16 protein-coding genes are annotated in these 26,296 nt (G+C 62.5%); 1 reads left to right on the top strand and 15 read right to left on the bottom strand.

Features of this window, described 5'->3' with window-relative positions; genetic code table 11:
• Window positions 1-4: 4 nt before the first annotated feature.
• The 13 genes from PQG80_RS02000 to PQG80_RS01940 all read right to left on the bottom strand — a co-directional run bounded on the left by PQG80_RS02000 (window position 5) and on the right by PQG80_RS01940 (window position 23,376).
• A complete protein-coding gene (locus tag PQG80_RS02000; protein WP_271749449.1) occupies window positions 5-1,282 on the bottom strand; it encodes an alpha-L-fucosidase in 1,278 nt (425 codons plus the stop codon).
• 54 nt (window positions 1,283-1,336) lie between these two features.
• A complete protein-coding gene (locus PQG80_RS01995; protein WP_271749448.1) occupies window positions 1,337-2,434 on the bottom strand; it encodes a mandelate racemase/muconate lactonizing enzyme family protein in 1,098 nt (365 codons plus the stop codon).
• A 64-nt stretch (window positions 2,435-2,498) separates the two neighbouring features.
• The gene (locus PQG80_RS01990; RefSeq protein ID WP_271749447.1) at window positions 2,499-3,260 is read right to left on the bottom strand and encodes an SDR family NAD(P)-dependent oxidoreductase; all 762 of its coding nucleotides are present in this window, start codon (window positions 3,258-3,260) and stop codon (window positions 2,499-2,501) included.
• A 111-nt stretch (window positions 3,261-3,371) separates the two neighbouring features.
• Window positions 3,372-4,037, bottom strand: a complete 666-nt coding sequence (locus tag PQG80_RS01985) for a GntR family transcriptional regulator (RefSeq protein WP_271749446.1) — start codon at window positions 4,035-4,037, stop codon at window positions 3,372-3,374.
• A 74-nt stretch (window positions 4,038-4,111) separates the two neighbouring features.
• A complete protein-coding gene (locus PQG80_RS01980; protein WP_271749445.1) occupies window positions 4,112-5,851 on the bottom strand; it encodes a right-handed parallel beta-helix repeat-containing protein in 1,740 nt (579 codons plus the stop codon).
• A gap of 176 nt (window positions 5,852-6,027) precedes the next feature.
• Window positions 6,028-7,149, bottom strand: coding sequence for an SGNH/GDSL hydrolase family protein (locus tag PQG80_RS01975; RefSeq protein WP_271749444.1), 1,122 nt, complete (start codon window positions 7,147-7,149; stop codon window positions 6,028-6,030).
• A gap of 80 nt (window positions 7,150-7,229) precedes the next feature.
• Window positions 7,230-11,912 (bottom strand): X2-like carbohydrate binding domain-containing protein, encoded by a 4,683-nt coding sequence (locus PQG80_RS01970; protein ID WP_271749443.1) that lies wholly within the window; start codon window positions 11,910-11,912, stop codon window positions 7,230-7,232.
• A 5-nt stretch (window positions 11,913-11,917) separates the two neighbouring features.
• The gene (locus PQG80_RS01965; protein ID WP_271749442.1) at window positions 11,918-14,347 is read right to left on the bottom strand and encodes a glycosyl hydrolase family 95 catalytic domain-containing protein; all 2,430 of its coding nucleotides are present in this window, start codon (window positions 14,345-14,347) and stop codon (window positions 11,918-11,920) included.
• A 210-nt stretch (window positions 14,348-14,557) separates the two neighbouring features.
• Window positions 14,558-16,234, bottom strand: coding sequence for an extracellular solute-binding protein (locus tag PQG80_RS01960; protein WP_432432706.1), 1,677 nt, complete (start codon window positions 16,232-16,234; stop codon window positions 14,558-14,560).
• 95 nt (window positions 16,235-16,329) lie between these two features.
• Window positions 16,330-17,238, bottom strand: coding sequence for a carbohydrate ABC transporter permease (locus tag PQG80_RS01955; RefSeq protein ID WP_271749441.1), 909 nt, complete (start codon window positions 17,236-17,238; stop codon window positions 16,330-16,332).
• A 15-nt stretch (window positions 17,239-17,253) separates the two neighbouring features.
• Window positions 17,254-18,162, bottom strand: a complete 909-nt coding sequence (locus PQG80_RS01950) for an ABC transporter permease (protein WP_271749916.1) — start codon at window positions 18,160-18,162, stop codon at window positions 17,254-17,256.
• A gap of 489 nt (window positions 18,163-18,651) precedes the next feature.
• Window positions 18,652-20,946 carry an AraC family transcriptional regulator gene (locus tag PQG80_RS01945; protein ID WP_271749440.1) on the bottom strand — a complete coding sequence of 765 codons (2,295 nt, stop codon included), beginning with the start codon at window positions 20,944-20,946 and terminating at the stop codon, window positions 18,652-18,654.
• Between the two features lie 108 nt (window positions 20,947-21,054).
• A complete protein-coding gene (locus PQG80_RS01940) occupies window positions 21,055-23,376 on the bottom strand; it encodes a glycoside hydrolase family 95 protein (RefSeq protein WP_271749439.1) in 2,322 nt (773 codons plus the stop codon).
• A 207-nt stretch (window positions 23,377-23,583) separates the two neighbouring features.
• On the opposite strand from PQG80_RS01940, the gene PQG80_RS01935 reads away from it, so the two are divergent.
• Window positions 23,584-24,483 (top strand): helix-turn-helix transcriptional regulator, encoded by a 900-nt coding sequence (locus PQG80_RS01935; protein ID WP_271749438.1) that lies wholly within the window; start codon window positions 23,584-23,586, stop codon window positions 24,481-24,483.
• On the opposite strand, the gene PQG80_RS01930 is transcribed toward PQG80_RS01935, so the two are convergent.
• Both PQG80_RS01930 and PQG80_RS01925 read right to left on the bottom strand, forming a co-directional pair.
• On the bottom strand, window positions 24,404-25,306 hold the full coding sequence (locus PQG80_RS01930; protein ID WP_271749437.1) for a PHP domain-containing protein: 903 nt from the start codon (window positions 25,304-25,306) through the stop codon (window positions 24,404-24,406). The genes PQG80_RS01935 and PQG80_RS01930 overlap by 80 nt on opposite strands.
• Window positions 25,303-26,202 carry a LysR family transcriptional regulator gene (locus PQG80_RS01925; protein WP_271749436.1) on the bottom strand — a complete coding sequence of 300 codons (900 nt, stop codon included), beginning with the start codon at window positions 26,200-26,202 and terminating at the stop codon, window positions 25,303-25,305. Before PQG80_RS01925 ends, PQG80_RS01930 begins: the two co-directional genes overlap by 4 nt.
• Window positions 26,203-26,296: the final 94 nt, after the last annotated feature.

The raw sequence follows: 26,296 nt of genomic DNA, 5'->3' as shown, positions 1-26,296 counted from the left end.
GAATTCAGCTGCGTCTGGCGGGCCATACGGGACGTTCCTCGAACTCTACCGCTACGACCGTGTTCCATTCGTCCAGCAGCGCGGCCGGCAGATCGATCGAGAGTCGCTGGACGCTGTGATGCCCGTCGACGCCTCCCGCGAACCCGCTGATCACCTCCGTCCGGTAGTTCAACGGCTCTCCCGTCCTGACCAACCGGACGCCGCGCACCCCGCCGCCGATCTCGCGCAGCTCGAGGGGGAATCGGGGGATATCCCTGACGTGCAAATAGACGATGTTGTCCTTGACGGTCGTCGGACCGTAGAACGCCGGGGGAAAGTGCTCCGGCGTCCTTCGCGTGCCGTAAATGCTCTCTCCGGAATGCCGCAGCCAGGCGCCGATCGCATCAAGCCGCGCAAGGGCAGGTTCCGGCCAGGTCCCGTCCGGACGCGGACCGACGTTCAGAAGCAGATTGCCGCCTTTGGCCGTGACCTCGAGCAGCGTATCGAGCAGCGCTACAGTCGGCTTGTACGTATCGGGGTCCGAATGGTACGCCCACTGATGGTTCATCGTCATGCACGTCTCCCACCATTCCTCCGGGGGATGCAGCGGCACGAACTGCTCGGGCGTCTCATAATCGCCGGCGTCTGGCAGCCGGTCGTTGATGACGAGATGCGGCTGCAGATTCAGCATCATGCGCTTCACCTCGCGGCTGCGCCAGCGGTCCGCGCCGAACCCGGGCACGTCGAACCATATCAGGTCGATTCGTCCGTAATTTGTCAGCAGTTCCCGAAGCTGCTCCATGAAGCGCTGGTGAAACGACCACCAACGCAGCGGATCGTACGCGTTGGGCTTGGGCGACTCCAGCCAAGGCGCGATCGGAATCGTCGCGAAGTCTGAGTCGTGCCAGTCGATCGTCGTAAAATAGAGACCGACTTTCAGTCCCGCTTCCCTCATCGCCTCAACATACGGCGCGATCAGGTCGCGCTTCGGACCTCGCCGTACGGCGTTATAATCCGTTGTCTTCGTATCGAACAGACAAAAACCGTCATGGTGCTTGGCGGTCAGCACGACATACTTGGCGCCCGCTTCCTTCGCCGCGCGCGCCCAAGCCTTGGGGTCGTAGCGATCGGGATTGAATTCGTCGGCCAGGGCCTCGTATGCCTCGACGCCGATCGCCTTGTCGCTCTTGTCCAAGAGCGGCCACGACGCTTCGATCTCCCTCAGAGAGTAGGGTCCCCAGTGAATAAAAAGGCCGAATCTCGCTTCATCGAACCACTGCGCTTCCGGATGCGTTGCTCTCATGGCCAAGTCGCTCCTCCCGATGCGGCAACGCGCAAGCCTCGGCTCCGCGACCGCTTATTTAACGCGATACTCCTCGAAGTACCGGGGCAATATCGTCGTGGACGCGCCGGGCAGCTCGGGCAGCTTGTAGAATCCGTTCGCCACCTCGATCGGCTCCTCGAAAATATGGCGGATCCACGGAATGTATTCGAGCATGACGGCGTTCGGCGTGGCCGCCACGAGATGCTGGTGAATCTGTCCCATATCGCCGACATGCGGGCAGATCGGCAGGTCGTACGCGGCGGCCAGTCCGGCCACCTGCAGCCACTCGGTCACCCCGGCCACCCGCGTCACGTCCACTTGAACGTATTCGACGGCGCCCTGCGCGATATAATCGCGGAACGCGTATTTGTTGTACACATGCTCGCCGAGCGCGATCGGTACGTTGAGCTCGTCCGCCAGCTTGCGGTGGCCGGGGATGTCGTCGGGATTGAGCGGCTCCTCGAGCCAGATCAGATCGAACTGCTCCAGCTTTTTGCCCCAAGTCATCGCCGTCGTGATGTTCCACTGCTGGTTGACGTCGATCATGAGCCCCGCCTCGTCGCCGATCGCTTTGCGGACGGCCTGCACCCGGTCGAAGTCCTCGCGCGGATCCGGCTTGCCCACCTTCATTTTCACCGCCGTGAATCCCTGCTCCAGCATCGCCGTCATGTCCGCGATCAGCCGATCCTTGCTCCAGTTGAGCCAGCCGCCGTTCGTGTTATAGGCTTTGATCTTGTCCGGCTTGTGCCCGCCGAGGTACTGCCAGAGCGGCTTGCCGGCCGACTTGGACATGATGTCCCACAGCGCGACGTCCACGGCCGCGAGTGCCATGTGCGCGATGCCCGCGCGTCCGATCCAGTGCATCGGACCGAACCGCAGTTCATCCCAGATACGTCTGACCATAAAGGGATCCTTGCCGATAAGCGCGGGCGCGTAATAGCGGTCGATCGTATCGGCGATCATCTCGTCCCCCTTCGCGGTCGTCCCGGTATAGCCGTAGCCGACGATGCCTTCGTCCGTCTCGATGCGGACGCCGGTGACGCCCCAGTGCGAAGCGACGTTGATGGCGTCGGTGATGGGCGGGGTGATCGGCACGTGCAAAATGAAGCTTTCGGCTTTTGTGATTTTCATGGGAATCCTCCTAAGTATGATCGAGGCGGCATGCAAGTCCGCTCGCGGGCTCCGTGCCGTCTGCTTAATAACCGAGCGAGGCGCCGCCGTCGACGGGCAGCGCGACCCCGGTGATGAACCGGGCGCCTTCCGAGGCGAGAAACAGGGCGGCATCCGCAATCTCCTCCGGTGAGGCCGGCCGCCCGAGCGGATGCATGTCGTTCAGCAGCCGGGTCGTCGCGTCCGGGTCCGGCTGCCGGAGCCGCCACTGCTCCAGCAGCGGCGTCATGACGCCGGCGGGACAGAGGCAATTGACGCGGACGCCGTCCGGCGCGTAATCGAGCGCCAGCGACTTGGTCATCGCGATGACCGCTCCCTTCGTAGATGCGTAGATCGCGTTCTGCTTCTGGCCGACGAGACCGTTCAGCGAGGCCATGTTCACGATGCTGCCCTTCGAGCGGCGCAGCGCGGGGATCGCATGCTTGATCGTCAGGTACACGCTCTTGAGGTTGATGGCGATGACGCGCGTCCACTCGTCTTCGCTCACGTCCTCAAGCGGCTTGGGCAAGATCGTCGCGGCATTGTTGAGCAGCACGTCGATCCTGCCGTACGCCTGCAGGATCTCCGCCACGGCGCCCGCGACGTCCGCTTCCGACGAGACGTCGGCGCGCACGGCGCAAGCCCGTCCGCCTACAGCCTCGATCGCATCCGCTACGCGGCGCCCGCCTTCGGCGTCGATATCGACCACCGCGACGATCGCGCCTTCGGCCGCGAATCGCCGGGCGGTCACTTCGCCGATGCCCGACGCGCCGCCGGTAATGAGGCATACCTTCTCCTTTAACAGCATGGGCAGACCTGCCTTTCTCCGGTTGCAGCCGGTTCTTTACAATCATAAATCATGTATGATTTTAAAAGTATCATACATGATTAATTACGTAAAGGGGAATCGCTTCCCATTTTAAGATGAAAAGCTGTCGCGCAGTCGCTGCCGCGCGCGCTGCAAATGCCGCTCCAATGCGGCCGCAGCTCCGTCCGCGTCGTCCGCGAGCAGCGCATTCAGGATCTGGACGTGCTCCTCCCGTTCGTCCGCGAGCGCGATCGTAAAGTTCAGCAAGTTCAAGTACCGGTAGATGCGTTCGATCAACGACACGACCATGCGCTGCAAATTGTCGTTGCCGGCATAAGCCAATATCGTGCCGTGCAGCCCTTCGTTCATTTTAAACATACGGCTTGCGGGTTCCTGGTGCGCTTCCGCACCCTCCTGCGCGACCGTCGTCTCGGCCAGAATCAGGCTAAGACGTTCCTTCGGAATGCGGGCTGCCGCCTTGCGCAGGGCGAGCGTCTCAAGCGTCGATCGGATCTCGAAAATCTCGTCGATGTCTTTGACGTTCATCGCCGCCACGAACATGCCCTTGAACGGGACGACGGATACGAGTCCCTCGGAGGAGAGCCGCGAGAGCGCCTCTCGGATCGGAATGTTGCTGACGCCGAGGTCTCTCGCGAGCTTGTCGATGTTGATTTTATCTCCTGCGGACATTTCATGGGACAAAATGCGTTTTTTGAGCAGCGCATAGAGCTCGTCGGCTAGGACGTATCGGTTTAGAGACGGCGGATTGTCCGGCATAGGCTCACCCTTTTCAACGTTTGCTCCATTTTATCATACACGATACATGCCGTGCGTCAGATCTATCACCCGTTTTATTCTAAATACAACCGGTTGTCCCGGATGTCCGTCTCGGCGCAGGCCGTCAGCCGAATCGCATGCTCCGGCTTGCCGAAGCCTGCGGCCGTCGCCGCGCGAATCTCATTCCCGACGAACGCAAGGCCCCGCGTCCCATGCGCCTCCAGCGCGAGGGCATCCCGCGTCTCGAAGCGATTGTCCGTCAAGCGGATATCGCGGTGTACCGGGCGCTCCGCGTCCGCCTCGGGAATCGCCGGGACGATCGCGATGACCGGACAGTCGGCGTCGCCGCATTCGACGAACCGGTTGCCGCGAATCGTCAGGTCGCGCACCGGGCCGGATTCGAACCAGGACGAGGCGTCGCCCTCGATCCATACGGCGCTCATCCGCATCCGCTCGAACGTATTGTTTTCGATGACCGCCCGTCGCCGCGATGTCAGGAGGATTCCTCGCGTCGGAATGCGCGCGAACCGGTTGCCGGCAATATGTACCTCCGGCGTCCAGGTCACGTTTTCGACGACGTCTCCCTCGCCGACCGCTTCGGGCGCCGGCTCCTCCAGCGTCAATTCAAGCAACCGTTCGCTTAACCGCTCTACGGCCGCTACCGTACCCAGACCGAGCGCCGTCAATGTTCGGGCGCCGGCGAATTCGATCTCGTCTCCCGCTCGGAAGGCTTGGAAGCCATAGCTCTGAGGATGCATGAACCGGACGCGAATCCGGTCCGGCGCCAGCCTGTCCTCGATGCGCAAGTAAGTTCCGTGCACGTTGATCGCATCGTCGTGGGCGCCCGAAAAACGGCTGTCCGTGATTGAGATCGTGCCTTTGCAGCCCATCATATGAATGAAGTCCGCGAACGCGGCGACGGTGCGGCCCGTCTCAGGTCGCGGAGCGAGCGTGAGCCGCGAGAACGTCAAGCGCTCGCTATACTGTCCGACGACGCCGAGCCCATGCATGAAGTGCAGGCCGACCTCCTCCATCGTCACGTCCCGGCTGTGGAGCAGGAATACGCCGACCTGGTCGCGGATGCCGTCGCGGCATTGCAGGACGAAGCCTGGCTCGATGCCGGACAGCATCCCTGCGCCGGCTGCATCGAACCGCAAGAGAACGCGGCCCGGCCCCTCTTCCTTTGCCGAAGAAGCCGCTTCTAATAAATTGTCGATCCGCCAGGTCGTATCCCGAACCGGGTCGAATGCCTGCATCGGACCGTCGCAAAATCGCCAGCCGTCCCCGGTCCAATACAGCTTGCCGCCGTCTATCTCGTAGCGGCTGTCGTAATGAACCTCAAGCGTCAGCCAGTCCGCGCCGACGCCGGTCACCTTCGCCTCCGTCACCGTCGGCGCCGCATAATCGAAGCGCAGACGGCGAATCGCGATCCGCTCGCAGCCGTCGAGGGCTAGCATCGTCTGCTTCCCGTGGAAGACGAACAGCGCCCCGCCGCCGTCGATCGTCAGATCTCGTACATCCTTAAGATAAATGCCGATCGTCTTCGCGATATCGGGATTCTCGGCTTCGCTTGCCGTATTGGTTATGAAATAAGGCGCCCTCGTCGCCTCTGCGGGATAAAAATCGTAGCGTCCCGGTCCGCAGGCCACCAACGCAGGCCGTCCCGCTGCGGCGGCCGCAGCGATCGCGCTGCGCATCGCGACCGTCGCATCCGTGCCGGAATCCGGCCGCGCGCCGTAGTCTTCCAGCCGGAAAACGAGCCGGTCCGCATACAATGGTCCAACGGTTTCTTCCCCTATTTTATGTACTCCCATCGGATTGCCTCCTATCTAGTGGTCAAGCGGGGTCCCATTCCTGACGAGCCGCGGGAATTGAGGCATCGCCCCGGTCACGTCGGAGCTCCCCCTTGCCGGGATATGGCCTAACGGACGGCAACGCATCTATCGTTCCACCGTTTTATTGTTCGCCATGCCCGGCCCGAGGAACGCGCTCAGCAAGATAGCAGCTTCAGTATGCGCAGTTCCGCGCCCTTGCTGCGCGGGTCAGCCCGCCCCGTCGGCCGGACCGACACGGTCATCCGCGCCGGACGTTCGCGGCCGGGCAGCCAGAACGGCACGGGCCGATAGGCCATCTCGCACCATTCGTCGAACAGGTCGACTTCCTGGAATGGCCCGCCGTCGACGCTATATTCGATGCTTCCCGAGTCGGGACCGCATAGCAGGACGATGCCTGCGCGCCAGCCGTCCACCGTGAAGGTCAAAGCGGCGTCATCGCTTAAAGCGCGCAAGTGGGCCGTGTCGTAACGCCAGTTCATCAGCGGCAGGCCTTCCAGCGATTCGCGGACGAAGCCGCGTGCGTCCGCCTCTTCCGGCGCGGCCATGCCGGCGAATTCGCCGCTGCGCGCTTCGAGCGGATCCGGCATGAAGGCTCGATGCGCTTCTTCTTCCGGCCAGGAGCCCGGGCGTTCCGGCTCCAGCGCCTCCGCCAGGTAGCCGCGCATGTACGCCGCGTAAAGCGCATGTCCTTCGTCGTTCGGGTGGACGCGGTCCCCGGCCAGCGCGCACCAGTCCGCCATCCCCGCGTCGATCGCCGCCCGGACGCCGGCTGCGAAGTTGACCGACGGAATCGCATAATGTTCGGCCACCTCTTCATGCGCGGCGATATTGAACGGGACTCCCGGCGTCAGATTTTTGTCCGCCGCCGTGTAAACGAAGCAGATGTCGGCCGTCGGCGCGAGCCGACGGAATTGACGGACGATGCCTTCCATGCCGCGCAGCGACTCTGTGCGGTCTTCGCCGTCGTTTACGGCAAATTCGACGAGCAGCAGATCGACGGGCCCGGCGTCCAGCACATGCTCCCGCAGCCTCGCCGCGCCGAAGGTCGAATCGGTGCCGCCGACGCCCGCGTTGATTAAGGTGACGCGCTCGGCTCCGTACCGCGCTGTGAGATACGCGCCGGCGAGCGCGCGCCAGCTTGTCGCGTCCCCGTCGGATGCGCCCGCTCCCTCGGTGATGGAGCCGCCGAGAAAGGCGACGGCGAGCGGTTCGCCGGCTTCTGCGCGGCGCTTGAACCGCTGCAGCCCCGCCCGATGGTGAATGATTGAAGCAGCCATTGGTTTCGTGTCCTCCTTTAAAAAGCGGGACCCTCCCGTATCGGAAGAGTCCCGCACTTGTCAAATCGCCGTACTGTCGCTCAGTCTGCGGACGCTTCGAGCAGATCGGCCAGCGCCCAGTGACCCGAAGGTACGTCGGACCACTTGGAGACGCCGCCCGCCTGTGCCGGTTCGCGGTCCAGCGTACGGTTAAGCAGCGCCACCGCTTCGGCGCGCGTCAGCGCCTGTCCGGGACGGAACGTGCCGTCCGCATAGCCGCCGATCCAGCCTGCGCCCTGCGCCTGCTTGATTGCCGCTTCCGCCCAGCTGCCTGCCGTGTCCTTGAAGCCTGCGCCCGGCGTTCCGGACGGCTGCGCGAGCTTCACGGCCAGCGCGGCCATCTCGGCGCGCGTGACCGTTTGATCCGGACGGAACGTGCCGTCGGCGTAGCCGTTCATCAAGCCGAGTCTGCTGACGGCAGCGATATCCGTCGCGGCCCAATGGCTGGCGGATACGTCGGCATAAGCCTTGGCTTGCCCGTCGACTGCGCCTTCCGCGCCCGCGGTCAGCCTCGCGACGATCGTCGCGATCTGCGCCCGCGTCAACGCGGCGCCCGGCCGGATGGTGCCGTCGGCAAAGCCTTGGATATACGCCTTGCGAGAAGGCGTCGCTGGCTGCTCGCCAAGTTTCAGCAGCGTGAAGGTGCTGAACTTGTTCACGATAATTTTGAAACCTTTGCCCGAGCCCAGATTGACGATCTCGCCTCGCTTGAGCTCGGTCGAACCGTCGCTGTGCTCGACGTATATGCCCAAGTCTTCCGCGCCCGTGCCGGCGGCGCCGCCGAGCGGAAGCACGATCTCTACGTCGCGGCCCTGCAGATTCGTGTCGATCGCTACGGGACGGCCGACGACTGCGGCGTCATCGCCGTATGCGGCCTTGACGACGCTCGATGCGTTCGCGCGGCCTTGCGCGGCCGTCCGATCCGCCTCGCTCTTGAGCGGCCGGACCGTGAATACGAGATCCGTGCCGGCTACGCTAAGCGATGCTGCCGGTATGACGATTTTAGAGCCGCCGATCGCGAGGCCCAGGTCAAGCTTGCCGTCCGCGAGCAGCTTGGCGATGTCCGCCGGAACCGTCACTTTTGTCTCGGATACTTCGTCCTTGGCGTCGGGAATCGCGATCGTAATCGATTCTGCGCCGGCCGCCGCTTGTTTTGCGATCGCCTCCTTGGCCGCCGTGCCCGAGAAGGACAATTCGTCCCGCTTCGTACCGTCGCCAAGCGTCGTACGGCTGACGTCAACGGAGACCGTGCCGCTGCCGGATGCGCCTTCTACGCTGCCTTGAACCTTCTCAGGCGCAGGCGCCTGGGTCGCCGGACCGGACGGCGTCTGCGGTACGACGTCCTCGCCTGCCACCGTATAGGTCAAGCCGTCGGCGAGCAGCAGCGCGCCGGAGATATTTTTAACCTTGACCGTATGCGTGCCGTTCGTGAGGCCGCCTAGGCTGAAGACGGTCTGCTGCTGCATGCGTTCGTCGGACTTGGCGGTCGCTTGGCCTTTGGATTCGCCGTCGACGAATACTTCGAATGCGCCTTGCGAAGGCCCGGTCGGCATTTTTAACGCGAAGCCCGTGCCCTTGAACGTATAGGAATACGCATCGTCTGCGCCCGAAGCCCAGTGAATGTCGCTGAAGGCGTCGCCGTTAAAGACGAACGTCAGCGTCGACTTGCCCGCGGGAAGCGTTGCCAGGTAATCCGAAGAGAGCGTCACGGCGTCATCGGTTACCGTATAGTCGGAACCTTCAGCCAGCGTCTTGCCGCCGTTGCGCACGGCCGCGAGGCTGTCTGCGCTTCGCAGCAGCGTCACGTGTCCGTCTTCGGGCAGCGCGGGATCGAACCCGATCGCTTCTTCGCCGAGCAAGCTCGGCTTCTCGATCCGCAGCGCGTCCAGCAGCATGAACTGGCCGTTTTTCTTGACCGCCTTCAGCGTATGCTGGCCGTTGGTCAGCCCGGAGATGCTGTATACGGTCTGGAAGCCCTGGCGAACCGCGCTGCGCGTATCGACCGTCGAGACGAGCTGTCCGTCGAGGTATACTTCCATGTCGCCTTGAGAGTTGTCTTTTTCCGTGACGATCCCGATGCCCGTGCCCGAGAATACGTAAGTGAAGGAATCCCCGTTATTCTCGGTGAACTGCACGTCGCCCTGATAATCGCCGTATGGACGGCCGCCGTTGTTGTTCCAGGAGCCGCTGTAGGAGATTCCGGCGTCGCTGTTGTTGACGAGCACGTACCGGAGACCCGACGTGTCGGCGATGTTGATCGTCAGCTTCTGCGCCGCGCCGCCGCTGAACGTAAAGGTCAGCTCGGCGGTGCCGACCGGCAGACCCGCCAGATACGACTTCGCGATCTTGACCGTAGCGCCGTCGACCGTATAGTCCGTGCCCTGCGTCAACGACTTGTCGGCGTTCGCGATGCCGACGAGCGTATTGCCGTTCAGCGTCAGCGTCGTCGAGACGTCGGCTTGGTTCGCAGTCTTCTTGTCGAAGGAAGCCGTCTTCGGGTTGATCGCGCTGCTCTGTCCGCTGACGGATACCGCCTTCGACTCGGTATCTCCGCCCGCGAAGGTGAAGCCCAGTACGGCATCGCCTGCGGTCAGACCGGCGAATGCGTCCTTTTTCACGGTAGCTACGCCGTTCGCTACGGTGTAGTCCGCCGGATTAGCCAGCGGGGCGCCGTTCAGCGTTACGCCCGTCAGGTAGCTTGCGTCGACCTTCAGCGCTGTCGCGACATCGGCCGGCTGCTCGGAGTCGAACGCCGCTGCCGCGGGATCGATCAGATGGGCTACATGTACCTTGAGCGCATCCAGCAGCGCGTAGCCGCCGGACTGCTTCACGCCCTTCAGCGTATGCGTCTCCCCGTCGAGGCCGTCGATGCGGTATACGGTCTGCTGCACCGAGCGTCCGCCGTCACCGTGCGTATCCGCTGCGCCCTGGAGCGCTCCGTCCAGATAGATGTCGACGTTGCCTTGGGCGCCTTCCTTTTCGGTAATATAGTCGATTCCCGTGCCCTTGAACGTGAATTGGAACGAATTGCCGTTCCCTTCCGTCCAATGAACGTCGTTCGAATAATCGCCGAATCCCCTGTTGTCGCTGTCGTTCCAGCTTCCGCTGTATTGCACGCCGGCATCATCGTTGTTTACGAAGTAATAATGACCTGCGGCAACCAGCGCTTCCGTCGGTTGGCCGCCGTCCGTCCCCTGAACCTGTGCGATGCCTTCGGCCGATGAAGCTGCGACCGCGATACCCGGCGGCGCCGTGCCGACGTTTACCGTCAGATCCTGCGATTCGGCCGACGTTTCCTTGCCGCCGTTGCGCGTCCATTCGCCCTCGTATACGAAGCCCGTATCATCGTCGTTCACGAAGGACGTCCCGCTCCGCGCCGTCACTTTGAACAGGCGCGAGGCATGCGGATCGACGCTCTCCGCCGTGTAGCCCTTCTCGAACGTACCCAGCTCCGTGTGACTCCAGAGGTCGCGTACCGATGCCGGACCGTTCAGTCCGAGGTCGCTCCAGTTCACTGGGATCGACTCGGCTTTGGTGCCCAGGTTAAACACTGCCACGTTGTAGGTGCCATCTCCGTTATTGGCGTACCACACCTGCTGGCTCGTCGCGGTCGATACGGGATGCGCCGGGCGTCCCGCCTGATTGACGGCGATCACCTCGTCGTTGGTCAGCAGCTGCAAGCCGTAGCTGTCCAGGCGCGTCAGATCGTTGCCCGTATAGAGCGGCGCCGCGGACACGGACCAGAAGGTCATCGCCGTCTGCCGCTCGTCCTTGGTCAAGCCGTCCATCGCGCCGTTGCCGACGTTCAGCGAGTCGAAGTCGTTCCAGCCGGTGCGGGGACCCGCATCGCGCCACCAGATCGCGGCATCGGGGAACAGCCTGGCGATGTTGGCCCACTGGGTCAGTCCGACCTTCGGGTCGTAGGACTCGACGTCCCAGTTCACGCGCCAACCGTTGGCGTACTTTTTCCATACGTCCGCGTAGTTGTGGTCCAGCGCCCACGACAGCTCGAACCAAATGTCGTGACGCGCGAGCGCCTGGGACCAGGCGGCTACGTCGTCGCGCGCGTCGATCGACGTATCGTTATGGCCGGAGCCCGGCGTCACGCTGTCGAACTTCACGAAGTCGATGCCCCACTCGCCGAGCAGGTCCGCGATCGAATCGATGTAGGCCTGCGCGCAATCTGGATTCGTGTTGAAGTCAATCTTATAGCCGAGGTTCCAGTAGTCCGCATGCTGGATCGGCTGCTTCGTAATGTCGCGTATATGGCAGCTCTCCGTGCCGTAGATCGGCAGGTTGGCTTCATAAGCTGCGGGCGACAGACCCGGGATCAAGTAGATGCCGATCTTCTGCCCGTTGGCATGCACGTAGTCGATGACGTCCTGGAATCCGTCCGGATACAGCGTCTCGCTCGGAATCGGACGGGCATACCCGTCCATGCCGCCGTTCCAGCCGGCGTCGATGTTGATGTAGTTATAGCCGTGCGATTGCAGCTTCTCGTGCATCGCGTCGGACATCTGCTTGATCTTCGCGGCCGACGTCCAGCCGCCGGAGGGGCCGTCGTATACCTGCATGCTGTAGCTGCTCCAGCCCATGTAGGGCTTCTGCGCCAATTCTTTGTCGGCAGCGGCGGCCCGCTGCGTACCGGGAGCGATGCCGAACTGTGCTGCGATCGTGAGGGCGAGCAGTAATACGAGACCTGTTTTTTTCCAAATGCGATTCAAACAGTTCAACCCCTTTTTGGAATAATGGATCCATCTCGCGTCGGCGTCAGCCGGATCGTGCTTCCTGCGGGAGCCTCGAGTTCAAGAATGGCGCCCGATGCCGTGTCTTCCTCGCCGTCCCGCTGGACGATTGCATCCCCGTTCCATGGATTGTACAGCCGGAACGTCTGTCCGGCTTCGCTGTAGACCTCGATCCGCTGAACCCTTCCCGATTCGAGGGAAGCGCTTACGAGGAAGCCGCCGACGGCCCGCAGCGTGGCGAATGAGGCCGGCCGGTCCGCAGGCCAGTTGGGGAATAGCCGCAATATGCCGGTGTAGCTCTGAAGCAGGCATTCGTTGATGACGGCCGGCAGCGCGAAGTTCTCGAACCAGACGCCCATCGGCGCCATATAATCGAACGGCGTCGTGTCCGCGTAGCGTCCGCCCGCCTCCAGCAGCTTGTCGGTGCAGGTGCCGTTGGGCAGCATGCAGTAGGCGATCTGTCGCTTGAAGCGCTCCAGGTCGAGCATGCCGAGCCTCGCGCCGGCAAGGGCGACGAATACGAGATCGTTGCCGCCTTCGTTGCGATGATTCAAATAGCTGTTCGCCGCGATCTCGAATTCCGCCGGCGGCGAGTGAAGGCCATGGTCTTCCCCGGGGAAAACGGTCGTAAGGCTGTTCGGTACGTTGTATACGACCTCCGGTTCTTCGCCCGGCACCGAGAGGAATACCGGCCCCCGCTGCGACTGCGCGACCGGATAGTCGGGAAAATGAGCCAGCACCTCCCGGACCTCGTCCAGCAGCTCCGCCTCTTCTTCCGTCCGCCCGAGCGCGGCGCAAGCCTGCCCGAACGCGTGGAACAGAAACTTCGTCAGCGTCAGGTCGACGATGCAGTCGCGATTCAGCCGGAATCCCGGCGTCAGCTCGTAGAGCTCCGGGGCCACGGTCGGATAAACGTGATAGCGGTCGTCTCCCCATGCCTCGCCGCGCGCCTCGGGTCGCTTCATATAGTCGACCATGAATAGCGCCGCGTCGCGGATCGGCGCGAACGCCCGTCCTGCGAGAAAGTCCAGGTCCATCGTGTATAAGTAATGCCACCAGAGGCTCTGCACGGTCCACGGCGTCTCGCAGATCTCCCAGCCCCAATGCGGGACGGGATACGGCATCATGCTCATCTCCACCGGATACGCCGAATGCGGATAATAAGCGCCCCGCAGGCCGTAATACTCGCGCGCCCACTGCCGGCTGACCGGTCCGATCCGTTCGACCATGTCTACGTAAGCGAGATGCTTGTCGACGTGATTGCTCGAGAAGGCGAGCCAGAACGGCTGCTGCGTGTTGTAGTTCATATGGTAGTCCCCGTGCCACTCGGAGCCGATCTTGCCGTAGCTCCAGTTGGCGAACAGGCCCGGACAGATGGCGTCCGGCGATACGGCGCAGTTGTAAAAATACAGATTGCGGTACCAGATCCGTTCCAGGAATTCATCGCCCAGCGCGACGCCGGATCGCGACCAGTAATCCTTCCAGCGTTGCGACGACCGCGCGAACGCAGCGTCGAAGCGCTCCGCGTCCCCGCCGTCATCCGCCGGGAGCAAGCCTGCGGCCTTCGACGCACCCGGCGCAGGCACTTCCGCGTCCAGTCCTTCGTCCAGCCGGACTCGTACCGCGAACCTTCCTGCTCCCGGCGAATCATCCAAGACACCTTCCCATGGCGAGGCGCCCAGCTCCAGCAGCGAAGCGGGCTGGACGGTCGCGGTGAGCCGGAAAGCGCGGTCCTTGACGGTCCGCGATGCCTCCGCGGCATCCGTGCCGAGGGCGAAGGGCAGCCGCTGCCGGAACGACATCCGCCCGGACGCGGCATCGAGATGGGGCAGCGGCGCAGGCAGTTCCGCCGGCGTCTCCGGGTCCGGAATCAGCTTGATGCGCGTGAACACGGCGGTCGGCGGCACCGAGCCGCCCTCCTCCTCCACCTCGAGCCGAAGCGCGTCCGCGTCCTGCTCGACGAACGTCCGGAGCCGGACCGGTCTGTCGTCCGCGAGCAGATCGATCTCGCACAGACCGTCCGCGACGCACAGCGTATGGCCGAGCACCTCGACCCGACGCCGGTCGAAGCCGAGCAGCAGCGAGCCGCAGGGCATCGGACGCGGATACGGACGGCTGTAGTTTTCGGCGGCCATCTCCACGTAGTCCCGGTACCAAGGGTCTTCGCTCAGCGATGCGTAATGCGCCGGAATCTCCTTGAGCCTCGCGAACAGGCTGTCGAAGGTGCCGATCTTGTCCTTGTTGTTCTCCGCGATCCGGATATCCCACACGTTGTTGTGGCCGAAATGAATGACGACCGCATCCGGACGCGTCGTGACGACGGCGCCGAGCTTTCCGTTGCCGAGCAGCGCCCCTTCGAAAAAGGAGGCGGCCGGACGGTCGTAACGGATGCTGTGCGCGGCGGCGCTTTCCATGGCATGAAGACCGTTCCTAACGTTTATTTCATTTAAAGCGTCCAAGCCGTATCCCCTATCTTTCGGATGATGGATTTCGCGATGTTCGATTTCGTGCGCGAGACCGCAGTTTCCTCCCTCGAAGACCGTTTTCGGGCATGACGGCACAGGCCTTCCGGCTTGACGGCCAGAAGGCCTGTGGCGCCCTTCATTTGTCGGTTAACCGGAAGCTTACTTCGCGGCTTTGTCGTACGCTTGCTGCAGGATTTCCAGGTAACGGTCCAGCTTCAGATCCTTCAGACCCTTCACGTAGCTGTCCCAGTCCTTGTTCAGATCGAGGTTGCCCGTGATGAACTGAAGCTCGCTGCGCTCGATGTAGTTTTTGAGGTTCGTCTGCAGGATGCTTGCTTCGTCGGTCAGCGACGGATCGATCCACAGCGACCAGAGCGGGAACAATTCCTTCGGTTCGTGGCCTTGGTATTCCAGCGTAGCATTGTACAGTCTGCGCTCGTAGCCTGCGGAATCATAGATGTCCGTCGCGGAGACGAAGCTGTCGCGGTATTCCTTCGGCTGATAGAAGTGAGCCACGCCGCTCCAGCCCGCGTTGCGCGGTGCTTCGCCTTCGGTGGCGGGGATCGGCTTGAAAGCGGCCTTGACGCTCTCGTCCAGCGCTACGTCGTCCGGACCCGGCTTTTCCCAGTCGATGCCTTCCATGCCGGATGCGCCGTTCGTCTGGCCTTCCGGCGTGAACATATAGTCGACCATCTTGATGAGCGCGACCTGCGCTTCCTTGCTTGCCTTGTTCGTGATGACGAACTTGGCGCCCGGATCGACGCCGCCGCCGTCATGCGTGGCGAACGAGCCGTGAGGACCGGTCAGCGGCGGCAGCGCGTCATAGTCTGCGGAGAAACGGTTGCCCTTGTCGATGTTGATGAAGATGGCGGGGTGCATGCCTGCGCCGGCGCCCAGAATTTGCGCGTCGCCGTTCTCGCCGATTTTCTTGAACGCTTCGGCGTTCTGCGTGAAGGCGCCCGGATCGATGAGCTTCTCGTCGTACAGCGACTTGATGTAGGCGAGGCCTTCCTTCCACTCCGGCGTGAGGGCGGCGGACACGACCTTGCCGTCCTTCAGGTTCAGGTAGTTACGGTCGTCGTCATAGACGAAGCCGTTCATCAGGTAAGGCACGACGCGTACGCCGAAGTCCTCGATCGAACCGCTCAGCGGCACTTCGTCCTGCTTGCCGTTGCCGTTCGGGTCCTGCGTCTTGAACGCTTCGAGCATTTTCTTGAATTCTTCGGTCGTCTTCGGCGGCTCGATGCCGAGCTGCTTCATCCACTTGGTGTTGACCCACATCTTGTTCGGATACGAGCAGTGGAAGCACTGCGTGTAGGACACGAGGCCGTAGATATTGCCGTCCGGCGCCGTGATGTACTGCTTCAGGTCGGGATGGGCTTCCATCGCCGCCTTAATGTTCGGACCGTATTGGTCGATCAGATCGTTAAGCGGAATAACGACGCCTTGCTTGCCGTACTTCAGCAGATCCGCTTGCGAGAAATGATCGATATAGGAAGGCAGGATATAGGCGTCCGGATAGTCGCCGCTCGCGAGCGAGATTTGGCGTTTTTCCTTCGCGCCGTCGGACGGATTGAGCTGCCAGTCGAATTTGATGTTGAATTTCTCTTCGATGAACTTGGAGAACTTGTTCGTCTTCAGGTCGATGTTAGACTCTTGGATCGAAAAAACCTTGATCGGCACCGTCGCGGCGGAGGAAGCCGACGCGCCTGCCGAGGCGGACGAGGAGGAGGCTCCGCCGGAGGATGCGGAAGAATTGTCGTTTTTGGCGCAGGCGGCCAGCGCCATGCTAATGGCGATGACGATCGCGAGCAGGCTTACGATTCTCTTTTTCAAGTGGGTCGCTCCCTTTTCTTGGATAGTTTCATTTAAGCATTGCGGCAGCGTGCTACATACGCATTCCCCCTCTCCCATTTCGCCGGGCGGCGCGCTTATCCCTTCACCGACCCGACCAGCATGCCTTGTACGAAGTAGCGCTGCACGAACGGATAGATGATGAGCACGGGCAGCGTGGCGACGACGATCAAGGCGTACTTGAGCAGCTCTGACAGCTGCTGACGCTCGACCATCTTCATGGCATCCATCATGCCGGAGCTGTTGTTCTGAATGATGATGCTCCGCAGCACGAGCTGCAGCGGGAATAGGTTGGCGGACTTCAAATAGATCAGCGCGTCGAAGTAAGCATTCCACTGTCCGACGGCATACATGAGCACGAGCACGGCCAGGATCGGCTTGGAGAGCGGGATGACGACGCTGCGCATGAAGCGCAGGTCGCTGCAGCCGTCGATCTCGGCGGCCTCGGCCAGTTCTTCGGGTATCGAAGCCTGGAAAAAGGTCCTTGCGATGATAACCTGCCAGACCCAGATCGCGTTCGGAATGAGCAGCGCCCACCGGGTATCGATCAGATGCAGCGACTTGACGACCATGTAGGTCGGAATGAGACCGCCGCTGAAGATCATCGTGAAGGTGACGATCATCATGATCGCATTGCGTCCGAAAAACGTTTTGCGCGACAGCGGATAGGCGATCATCACCGTCAGCGCGACGCTGATCAGCGTCCCGAACGCCGTATAGAAGATCGAGTTGCCGTAGCCGGTCAAAATCGCGGGCGTATTGAACAGCGTCTCGAAGCCTTTGAAGGAGATATCCACGGGCCACAGAAACACCCGGCCGGAGGTGACGGCCGCAGGACTGCTGATTGAACTGCTCACAATGTAAATAAGCGGATATAGGACGGCGATCAGAACAATCGTGAGTATCGTGTAGACGACGGCCATGAACAGCCTGTCGCCGGCTGACTCCCGGATCGACGTCCGCTTAGGTGCTGCTTGCGCTTGCATGATCATGTCTCCTTTCTACCAGATGCTGTTGCTCGTCAGTCGCTTGGCAAGGCCGTTGACCAGGAGCAGGAGCACCAGATTAATCACCGAGTTGAACAAACCGACCGCCGTAGCGAAGCTGTAGTTGGCGTTCAGCAGACCGATGCTGTAAACGTAGGTGGCAATGATCTCCGAGGTTGACTGGTTCAGCGGATTCTGCAGCAGATACACCTTCTCGAAGCCGATCGCCATCACGTTGCCGACGTTCAGGATCAGAATGACGACGATCGTGGGCAGGATGCCCGGCAGATCGACGTGCACGATCTTCTGAAATCTCGATGCGCCGTCTACCTTGGCCGCCTCGTACAGCGTGGGATCGATGCCCGCCAGCGCCGCCAGGTAGATGACCGCCGAATAACCGGCCGTCTGCCAGATGTCGGACCATACGTAGATCGAGCGGAACATGCCGGGCTCTCCGAGGAAGTTGATCGAATCGAAGCCCAGATGGTTGAGCGCGACATTGGCGAATCCGAGCCTCGGAGCCAGGAACAGCATGATGATCGACACCATGACGACCGTGGAGATGAAGTATGGCGCGAACGTCACGAGCTGCACGATGCGCTTGAACCGGCCGCTGCGAATCTCGTTGAGCATCAGCGCCAGCAGGATCGGAATCGGAAAGCCCGCGAGCAGCAGGTAGCCGCTCAGGTAGATCGTGTTGCGGATCAGATCCCAGAAGATCGGATTATCGAAGAAAAGCTTAAAGTTGCGTAATCCGACCCAGGGGCTGCCCCATATGCCTTTGATGACGTTGTAATCTTTGAAAGCCAGCACGGCATTCGCCATCGGGTAGTACTTAAAAATAATGAAAAATAACAGCGGCGGCAGGACGACCAGGTACAGCTGCCAATGCTTCTTAAAGCTCTTCCTGGCCTCGAGCGCCATGCCCCTCTTTTTCGGCTTGCGGACCGGCTGCGGCTGCGGCTGCTTGCTGCCGTCCCATACGACTTCTCCATTCATGTTGGACGATCCCCTCCTGTCTATCCATAGCGCCCGTTTGCTTGGCAGCGCTTTCTACAGGTCCGATGATAGCGTATCCAATTCGCCTCGCGGTAGGTACAAATCGGTATTTCGACGTACAAAAAACCCGATTTTGGGGAGCCGATTCGCCGTAGAACGGCCTAATTTCCTTGATAGGACGCGGGTACGGGCCTTCGGGCAATGGTACGGTCGCCGGCATGCCCGCCGGAGCGGGCTTGGCTCGCTTGAGAGAGAGGGAGACTGCCCGATAAGAAGCAAGTGGCGATGGCGGCATGACATAGAGGCACTACGGTCCGGCTCCGCGCCATAGCGGCGCACTAAACTCGCGCAGCACAAAAAAACCGCCGGGAACGTACCCCTGACGGCCGATTGGACGAACGCGAATCGTAAGTTTTAATCGAAAGACTGCCTGTACGCGCTCGGCGAGACCCCGGACACCCGCTTGAACGCCCGCCTGAACGAGTGCGAGCTGTTGTAGCCGACCTTAAGCGCGATCTCGTCGATCGTGGATCCCCTGTCGCGGAGCAGCTCGGCCGCCCGGTCGATCCGGATTTTCTCCAGATAATCGGACAGGTTGACGCCGGTGACGTCCTTGAACAGCTGGGAGATGTACTTCTCTGGCCGCTCTACCTGCTCTGCGACCTTGTAAAGCGTCAGTTCGGCGTCCGCGTACCGGTCCGCGATATATTGCTTGATCTGTTCCACCGTCTTATGGTGCATATCGTTTTTCTTGGCGGCGACGACGCCGCACAGGGTATCAATAATATGCGCGATCTCTTCCCTTACCGCTTCGAGCGAATCCGTCTCCTGGATCGACAGCGTCCGGTTTTTCACCGTCTCGAACGGTTCCGCCGACTGGAACGTCTTCTGGTCGAGCACTTTGAGCAGCGTTCCCTTCAATTCGCCGATCAGCTGGCGCTTCATATCCGGCGTGAGCTCGCGGCTCTCCGCGTTGCGGGCGAGCAACTCGGCCACCATCCGGCGCGCTTCTTCTCCCTCTCCCGCCCGGATCGTGCCGATCAGCCGCAGCTCCGTCTCGAGCGGATAGTAGTAGGTCGCGCTCTCGGTCTGTATGTCGCGATGCCACAGGATGTCCTTGCGCGCGGCATAATCCGCGTATTCGAGCGTCTCCCTCGCCTGCTCGCAGGAGCGGCTGACTTCGAGCGCCGTGCCGAAACCCTCGCCGAGCGCGGCCGTCACCGTAATTTTGTATTCGTCGAACAGGCGGGCGGCGAAAGGGCACAGCAGCTCCTCGATCCGGCTCCGCTGCTCCTCCTCGGAGAGGTCGGGACCGAAGTCGAACAGCGCCGCCACCCGGTCCGATCCGAGGTCCGTCATCTGCAGCGCCGGCGCGAGCTCGCGCAGGTTCTGCTTGACGAGCAGGCGGGCGGCGTTCAGTTCGTTCAGAATCTCGACCGTATCCAGACCCGCATACCCGTCGATGCGGAGAATGCCGACGGCCCCGGACGCGAAGTTGAACGGGAGGCCGGCCTGGGCCGCGGCAGCCTCCGCTTCGTCGCGCGTCTGGAATTCGCCGGCGAGCAGCCGCTTCAGATAGGCGTCCTGCACGAGCGGGAGCTGACGGTCGAGCTCGCTCTGCAGCCATTTGTTGTTCGTCAGCATGTTGGCGACGTTGCCGTGCAAGAAATCGTAGGCGTTGCCCAGCGGGGGCTGATCCTTGGCGAACTGATCGCGGAAAACGCCCAGCAGTCGGTTGATCGGAGCGCTGTTCCGGTAAGATAGCACGATGCCCGCCAGCAATCCGACGACGAGCGCGACAGCGGTCACCGTCCACGAGATGAATTTGATATGGTTCGCGTTCTCCATGAGCACCGCGCGGGGGATGCCCGCGCGATACGTCCAGCCGGTCTTGTCGGACTGAATCGCAATGACCAGATCGTCGCCGTAATATTGGCTCTCTTCACCCGCGCGCAGGCCGTCTTCCCCGTTCAGATCGACAATCTCGCTCTCCTCGATGCCGTCCCGGCTGATCGTCCTGCCCTCGCGGTCGCTGATGTACGTCCAGCCGCCGTATCGGTCCTTCAGCCCCGTCAGCAGGCTCTGAATCGTCTTTTCGTCGATAATGACGACGACGGTAGCCGGGGAAACCTCGCTGAAGCTGTCCAATGGAAGCGATTGCATATACGAAATGACCGAAGTCTGTCCGTCCCCGGCTTCGAACGGGCTGAGCGGCATGATCTCCCGGCTGTGCGGACGGTTCAATACGGCATTGCGCCAGTCGTCCAGCGTCATGTTGCGGTAGTGGGCCGTCTCGTAATAATGCTCCGGGCGGAAATAGGCGGAACCCGGCGTCAGCACGACATTGTAGTTCCGCAAATAAATGTAATAGTTGCGCAGGAAGTCGTTGGTCTGACCGAATACCATGACGCTCCTCAGCACGTTCCAGATGCTGTACAGGTTGACGTCCCCGTCGCTCTTTTTCTCGTTCATAAGCACGAACAGATCCTGGTTCAGCGCCAGCTGCCGCGTAAATCCCTCGACTTCGGCCATTCTGCGCTCGAGCAGCTGCTGCGCGTTCTGAAGCTGCGTGACGCCGTTCTCGATCGAGATCGACTGGGTGACCTCGATGGAGGTGCGGTAGGACATGTACCCGGCGATGCTGGGCAGGATCAGAATGACCACGTAGGAGAGCAGGAAGTTCCGATAGATTCTAGAGTGTTTCGGCAAACGTCTGACCCCCCCTTCTCCGGTAGCATCATTATACACGAAAGACAACTACCGGTCGCCCATGTCAGCCGACCCGTAGTTGTCGTGGCAATGCGTTCGATATGCGCCTTAACGCGTCTGCGAAGCGAGCTGCGCCCCGTCCAGCACGACGGTGTCGCCGGGCATCGCGTGCAGCGGCCATTCGCGGTCGCCGCAGCGCAGCGTCGCCCGGATCTCGGCGTAGGCCCGGATCGTCGCCCGCGTCAGCGCCCCGTCCTGCCAGACGAGATCCACCTCGGCGTTGCCTCGCGCCCGAAGCCCGCTGATCCTGCCGGTATGCCAGCTCGCGGGGAGCGCGGGCAGCAGATGGATCTCGCCCGCGCGGCTCTGCAGGAGCATCTCCGCGACGGCCGCGGTTCCGCCGAAGTTGCCGTCCGCGACGAATATGTTGCTCTCCGCCCCGGCGATGCCGGCCTTGGAGTAGGTCAGCAGGTTGTCGAAGCAAAGCCTGCCGACCAGGTACGACAGCTGGCGCAGCGCCAGCTCTCCGTCGCCCAGCCGCGCGAAGCCGCCGGCGAATAGCGCGAGCGTGAACTCCACGTCCTCGAGCTCGGCGGCCGCCATACGGTTCGACAGCGTAAGCCTCGCGGCTTGCGCCAGTTCCGGCGTGCCGTACCGGGTCACCTGCGCGCCCGGGAACAGCGCGTGCAGATGGGACACGTGCCTATGATCCGGCTGCGCTTCGCCATAGTCCTCCAGCCATTCCTGCAGTTGGCCGCCCGCGCCGATCTGCAGCGGCGGGAGCCGCAGGATCGCCTCGCGCAGCTTCCGCTGAAGCTCCTCGTCGGCGCCGAGCCGCTCCGCGGCGGCCAGGCAGAACGAGAACAGATCGCGCACGAGCACTTGGTCGAGCGTAGCGCCCATGGACAGCGCGTAGCTGCGCTCCCGGTCGTCCCCGGCATAGAAGCTGTTCTCCGGCGAATTGGAAGGACCGGTCACGAGCCATCCCGTATCGGGATGGACGGTCATGTAATCCAGGAAGAACAGCGCCGCATCCCTCAGCACCGGATAGGCGCTGCGCCGCAGGAATTCATCGTCCAGCCCGTATTCGTAGTGGACGCGCAGCTGCTCCGCCAGCCACAGACCGCCGGTTACGTTAAGGCCCCAGGAGTAATGCCACCCCGGCGCGGTGAAGCCCCAGGCATTCGAGAACACGTGGGCCACCCAGCCCGGCGCCCCGTAGAAGTCGCGCGCGGTGCGGCGTCCGGCTTCGGCCAGCTGCTCCACGTACCGCAGAAGCGGCAGATGGCACTCGGCCAGATTCGTCGCCTCCGTCGGGAAGTAGTTCATCTCCGTGTTGATATCGAGATGATAGTCGCAGCTCCACGCCATGCGGTTGGCTTCGCCGTCGTTCCAGATGCCCTGCAGATGGAGGGGCAGCGTCGAATCCTCGCGCGAACCCGCGATCGTCAGATAACGCCCGTATTGGAAAAACAAAGCGAACAGGCCCGGATCCTCAGCCCCCTCCCGCAGCCGGGCCATCCGTACGTCGGTCGGCAGCCCTGCCGCTTCCGGCGATTCCCCGAAGGACGCCTCCACCCGGCCGAATAGCTTCCGGTAATCGGCGATATGGTCCTCGCGCACCCGGTCGTAGCCCTTCACGGCGGCCCGCTCGACCGCAAAGGCGCATTCGGACCGCCAGTCGTCGTCGCCCTCCCGGCCGTAATCCGTGCTCGCGGCGACGAAGATCCATGCCTCGTCGGCCCCCTCGACGACGAGCCGGCAGCCCTGCGCCGCCACCCGGCCGCCGCGCGCGACGACCTTCACCCTGCCCTCGGCCCGCACCCCGCATTGGCCGTCGCTGTGCATCGTCTCCGTCGCGCGGCCCGCGAACGTCAAGACGCCCGTCTCAGGCGCCGCAGCCGACGCGAAGCGCTCGGTCCGTCCTTCGAGCCGGAGCGTAAACGACGTGCCGCCGGCCCGGCCGCTGCGCAATCGGGCGGCGATCACGCCGTCCGCATGGCTCGCCAGCGCTTCGCGGCGCATGCCCGCCTCCCCGCCTCCCGCGAAGCCGTACAGCGCGGTCTCGAGGTCAAGCTCGCGCGTCGGCGCTCCGCCGTACGCTTCCGGGAATTCCAGAATCAGATCGCACATCGGCATATTCGTGCCGAAGTTCCCCTTTTCCGACTGGAGCAGCTCGGCCGCCCGCGCCTCTCCAGCCGCGAAGTCGCCTTTCCAGAAGAGACTCCGGAGCGACTCGAGATCCGCTTTGTCACGAGGCGCGAACGGCGTCTCCTCGGGTTTGCCGGACCAGTACGTCACCTCGGTCAGGCTCCATACTTCCCGCGCCGCGTCTCCGTAAATAACAGCGCCCATTTTTCCGTTTCCGAGCGGCAATCCCTGCTTCCAGCCTGCAGCCCCTTTGTCGTACCACAGCTTCATATCGCTCATATCCGACTCACCTTTCATGTCCGCTTTCGACGCGAATAAATCCCTGATGGGGACATTACTTTTGTACGATCGTCCGTAGATACGCTCGGACTCTTCCCATTTCATCCATCCTATCGTACCATGAGAATAGCGTTTCGTATTTGTTAGCGCATCCACCGATTTGACGATTCGTCCGGTATTTTTAGGTTTGGGAAAGGAAGCGGGATCATGCAGAAGCTGTCGGATATGACGCCGTATCTCGGCGATGTCATGCCTTATTTATACGACGGCAGCGCGAACGAGGGGCTGCGGGTATGCAGCGTATACGCGATGCACCTGTTCCCGGAAGGAAGCGGAGAAATGGAAATCGAAGGCGTTCGCCATCCGCTGGACAAGCGCGCGCTGGTCTTTCTGCGGCCGGGGCAGCCGCATGCGTTCCACATCTCGCCGGAGCGGCCGCTTGCTTCGTACAATCTGTACTTCGATCTGTGGGACGCCCGCACGCCGCAATCGCTCGACCGGGTGTTCATCTATGCGCCGGAACCGTTCCACCTGCCCGCGATCGCCGCCGAGCGGCCGTGCGCTGAGCTGGATGCGATGCCGGGCGTCTCCTCGCTGCAGGCCTGCCCCGAGCTGTACGAGGAGCTTCTGCGGATCATCAAGGTATACGAAGAATCCCGCTACTATCGCAGCGAGATTCTGAACAGCATGATGTACGCGTGGATGCTCAACTGGTATAACGCGCTCCATACGCGGCGGCCGAGCGACTATCGGATCGTGAAGCTGCTGGAGCATCTCGAGCGGCATCCCGAGAAGCGCGAGAGCGTCGGAGCCTGGTGGGAAATGTGCGGTCTCAACCGCACCTACTTCCATGAATTGTTCCTGCGGGAAACGGGCTTCACGCCCAAAGCGTACCAGCACCGCCTCCGGATGCGAAGGGCGGCGATCCTGCTGCGCGAGAGCGATCTGAGCATTACCGCAGTCGCGGACAAGCTCGGCTATCCGTCCATCCACCCGTTCACGCGGCACTTCGGCGCTTACTATGGCGTCAGTCCGATGCAGTACCGCCGTCGTCCCGCGACGCCGCCCCTGTCGCCTTGGCCCGATGATGCGACGCCCGGCTCTTAAGCTCGGTGACGACGGCCGCGCCTGCGGTCCTCCACCCGATGGGTCCATGGTAGACCCGGCCCTTGCGCGCTCCATGGAAGTCCGAGCCGCCCGTCGCGACGGCGCCGAAGCGTCGCGCCATGGCCGCGTAGCGCTCCTCGTCCTCGGCCGTATGGTCCGAGTGGTACGCTTCGACGCCGTCCGCGCCTCCGTCGCGCAGCAGCGCCTCGACCGCCGCGTCCGCGCCGTACAGTCCGGGATGCGCCACGACCGCCGCGCCCCCCGCCTCGTGAATCCAGGCGATCGCGTCGGCAGGCGCGATGCGCGGAGGCAGGACGTACGCCGGCCGGCCCTCGGCCAGGTAGCGGTCGAACGCTTCCTGAACCGATTCCACCGCGCCCATTCGGTGCAGCGCTTCCGCGATATGCGGCCGGCCTACCGTCTCGTCGGGTCCGCGGTCGCGCCCGGCCGCGTCGAGTACGGCCTCCCAGGTGAGCGACACTCCGAGCTCGTTCAGCTTGGCCACGATCAGCTCGTTGCGCGAATCCCGCACCCTGCGCTGGGATGCGAGCCGCTCGAGGAAGACCGGATCGCGATCGTCCGCGTAAAAACCGAGGATATGGATGTCCTGCCCGTCCCGCGCCGTGCTGATCTCGACGCCCGGCACGACCTCGATGCCGTAAGCCTTCGCGGCCTCCCTGGCTTCTTCCAATCCCGCGACCGTATCGTGATCGGTGATTCCGATGGCCGCGAGTCCCGCTTCGGCCGCCATGCGGACGTTCTCCGCAGGCCTGTGCAATCCGTCCGATGCGGTCGTATGCGTATGCAGGTCCGCTCTGTTCAACCTTGAATCCCCCTTAGGTATGCTAGCAACGAGGCTCCGGCGATCGGCAGGTCCGACGACTGCTGGCGAACCGCATAGAACTGCCTGCGGAACGACACGCCGCGGATCTTCACCGGCGCGAGCAAGGACAGCGCAACCTCATGGCGAATCGTCCACACGGACAGGAAGGACAACCCGAGTCCCGCCTCCACGGCGGACTTGACGGCGCCCGTGCTGCCGAAGTCGCTCACGACCCGCAGGTCCGAGGGCTGCGCGCCTTGCCTGACGAGCTCTTCCTCCATCACCTGCCGCGTGCCGGATCCCGTCTCCCGCAGCACCATCGGCTCCCGGAGCACCTCGTCCAGCTCGACCTCGCTCCGCTTAGCGAACGGATGGCCCGCCGGCACGACGAGCACGAGCTCGTCGTTCATGACCGGCTCCGCCAACAGTCCCGGTCCTTCCGCGCGTCCTTCGACCAGACCGAACGCGAGGCCGTGGTTTTCGATTTCTTCAATGATTTCCGTGGTATTGATGATGCGCATGCTGAGCGACAGAGCAGGGTACGTCGTGAGAAAAGGACCCAGCAGCCGCGGCAGCACGTACTCGCCGATCGTCAGGCTCGCCGCGAACTTGAGCCTGCCCTTGAGCTGCTCCGCGTGGGCGGCCATGACGGCATCCGTCTCCCGCATCAGCTCTATGGCCTTGGCCGCTTGCGGCAGCAGGGCGCGCCCCGCGTCCGTCAGTTCCAGCTTTTTCGCCGAGCGGCGCAGCAGCTTCGAGCCGAACCTCTCCTCCAGCGCCTGAATTTGCATCGTCACCGCGGGCTGCGTCATATGAAGCGTCTGGGCGGCGGCCGAGAAGCTTCCTCTTTCCGCCACCGTGTAGAAGGTGTGGAGTTGATGCACGTTCAGCGCCATATTTTCGACTTACCGCCTTCCCGACATTTGAATGCATTATATCATAATTGGGTCCAGGCATTCGCCGTGCGGTAAATTTACGAATCTGCGCCGA

The sequence above is a fragment of the Cohnella rhizoplanae genome (assembly GCF_948329515.1).
Taxonomy (GTDB): domain Bacteria; phylum Bacillota; class Bacilli; order Paenibacillales; family Paenibacillaceae; genus Cohnella; species Cohnella rhizoplanae.
The sequence above is the reverse complement of the archived record's forward strand: the minus strand, read 5'-3'. Positions and strand labels throughout refer to the sequence as shown.

What these genes read in the sequence shown, in the direction of transcription:
- PQG80_RS01985 (WP_271749446.1), bottom strand. Translation starts at nt 4,037, where the DNA reads ATGCCGGACAATCCGCCGTCTCTAAACCGATACGTCCTAGCCGACGAG.
- PQG80_RS01925 (WP_271749436.1), bottom strand. Translation starts at nt 26,202, where the DNA reads ATGGCGCTGAACGTGCATCAACTCCACACCTTCTACACGGTGGCGGAA.
- PQG80_RS01980 (WP_271749445.1), bottom strand. Translation starts at nt 5,851, where the DNA reads ATGGGAGTACATAAAATAGGGGAAGAAACCGTTGGACCATTGTATGCG.
- PQG80_RS01955 (WP_271749441.1), bottom strand. Translation starts at nt 17,238, where the DNA reads ATGCAAGCGCAAGCAGCACCTAAGCGGACGTCGATCCGGGAGTCAGCC.
- PQG80_RS01950 (WP_271749916.1), bottom strand. Translation starts at nt 18,162, where the DNA reads ATGGCGCTCGAGGCCAGGAAGAGCTTTAAGAAGCATTGGCAGCTGTAC.
- PQG80_RS01995 (WP_271749448.1), bottom strand. Translation starts at nt 2,434, where the DNA reads ATGAAAATCACAAAAGCCGAAAGCTTCATTTTGCACGTGCCGATCACC.
- PQG80_RS02000 (WP_271749449.1), bottom strand. Translation starts at nt 1,282, where the DNA reads ATGAGAGCAACGCATCCGGAAGCGCAGTGGTTCGATGAAGCGAGATTC.
- PQG80_RS01990 (WP_271749447.1), bottom strand. Translation starts at nt 3,260, where the DNA reads ATGCTGTTAAAGGAGAAGGTATGCCTCATTACCGGCGGCGCGTCGGGC.
- PQG80_RS01940 (WP_271749439.1), bottom strand. Translation starts at nt 23,376, where the DNA reads ATGAGCGATATGAAGCTGTGGTACGACAAAGGGGCTGCAGGCTGGAAG.
- PQG80_RS01935 (WP_271749438.1), top strand. Translation starts at nt 23,584, where the DNA reads ATGCAGAAGCTGTCGGATATGACGCCGTATCTCGGCGATGTCATGCCT.
- PQG80_RS01965 (WP_271749442.1), bottom strand. Translation starts at nt 14,347, where the DNA reads ATGGAAAGCGCCGCCGCGCACAGCATCCGTTACGACCGTCCGGCCGCC.
- PQG80_RS01975 (WP_271749444.1), bottom strand. Translation starts at nt 7,149, where the DNA reads ATGGCTGCTTCAATCATTCACCATCGGGCGGGGCTGCAGCGGTTCAAG.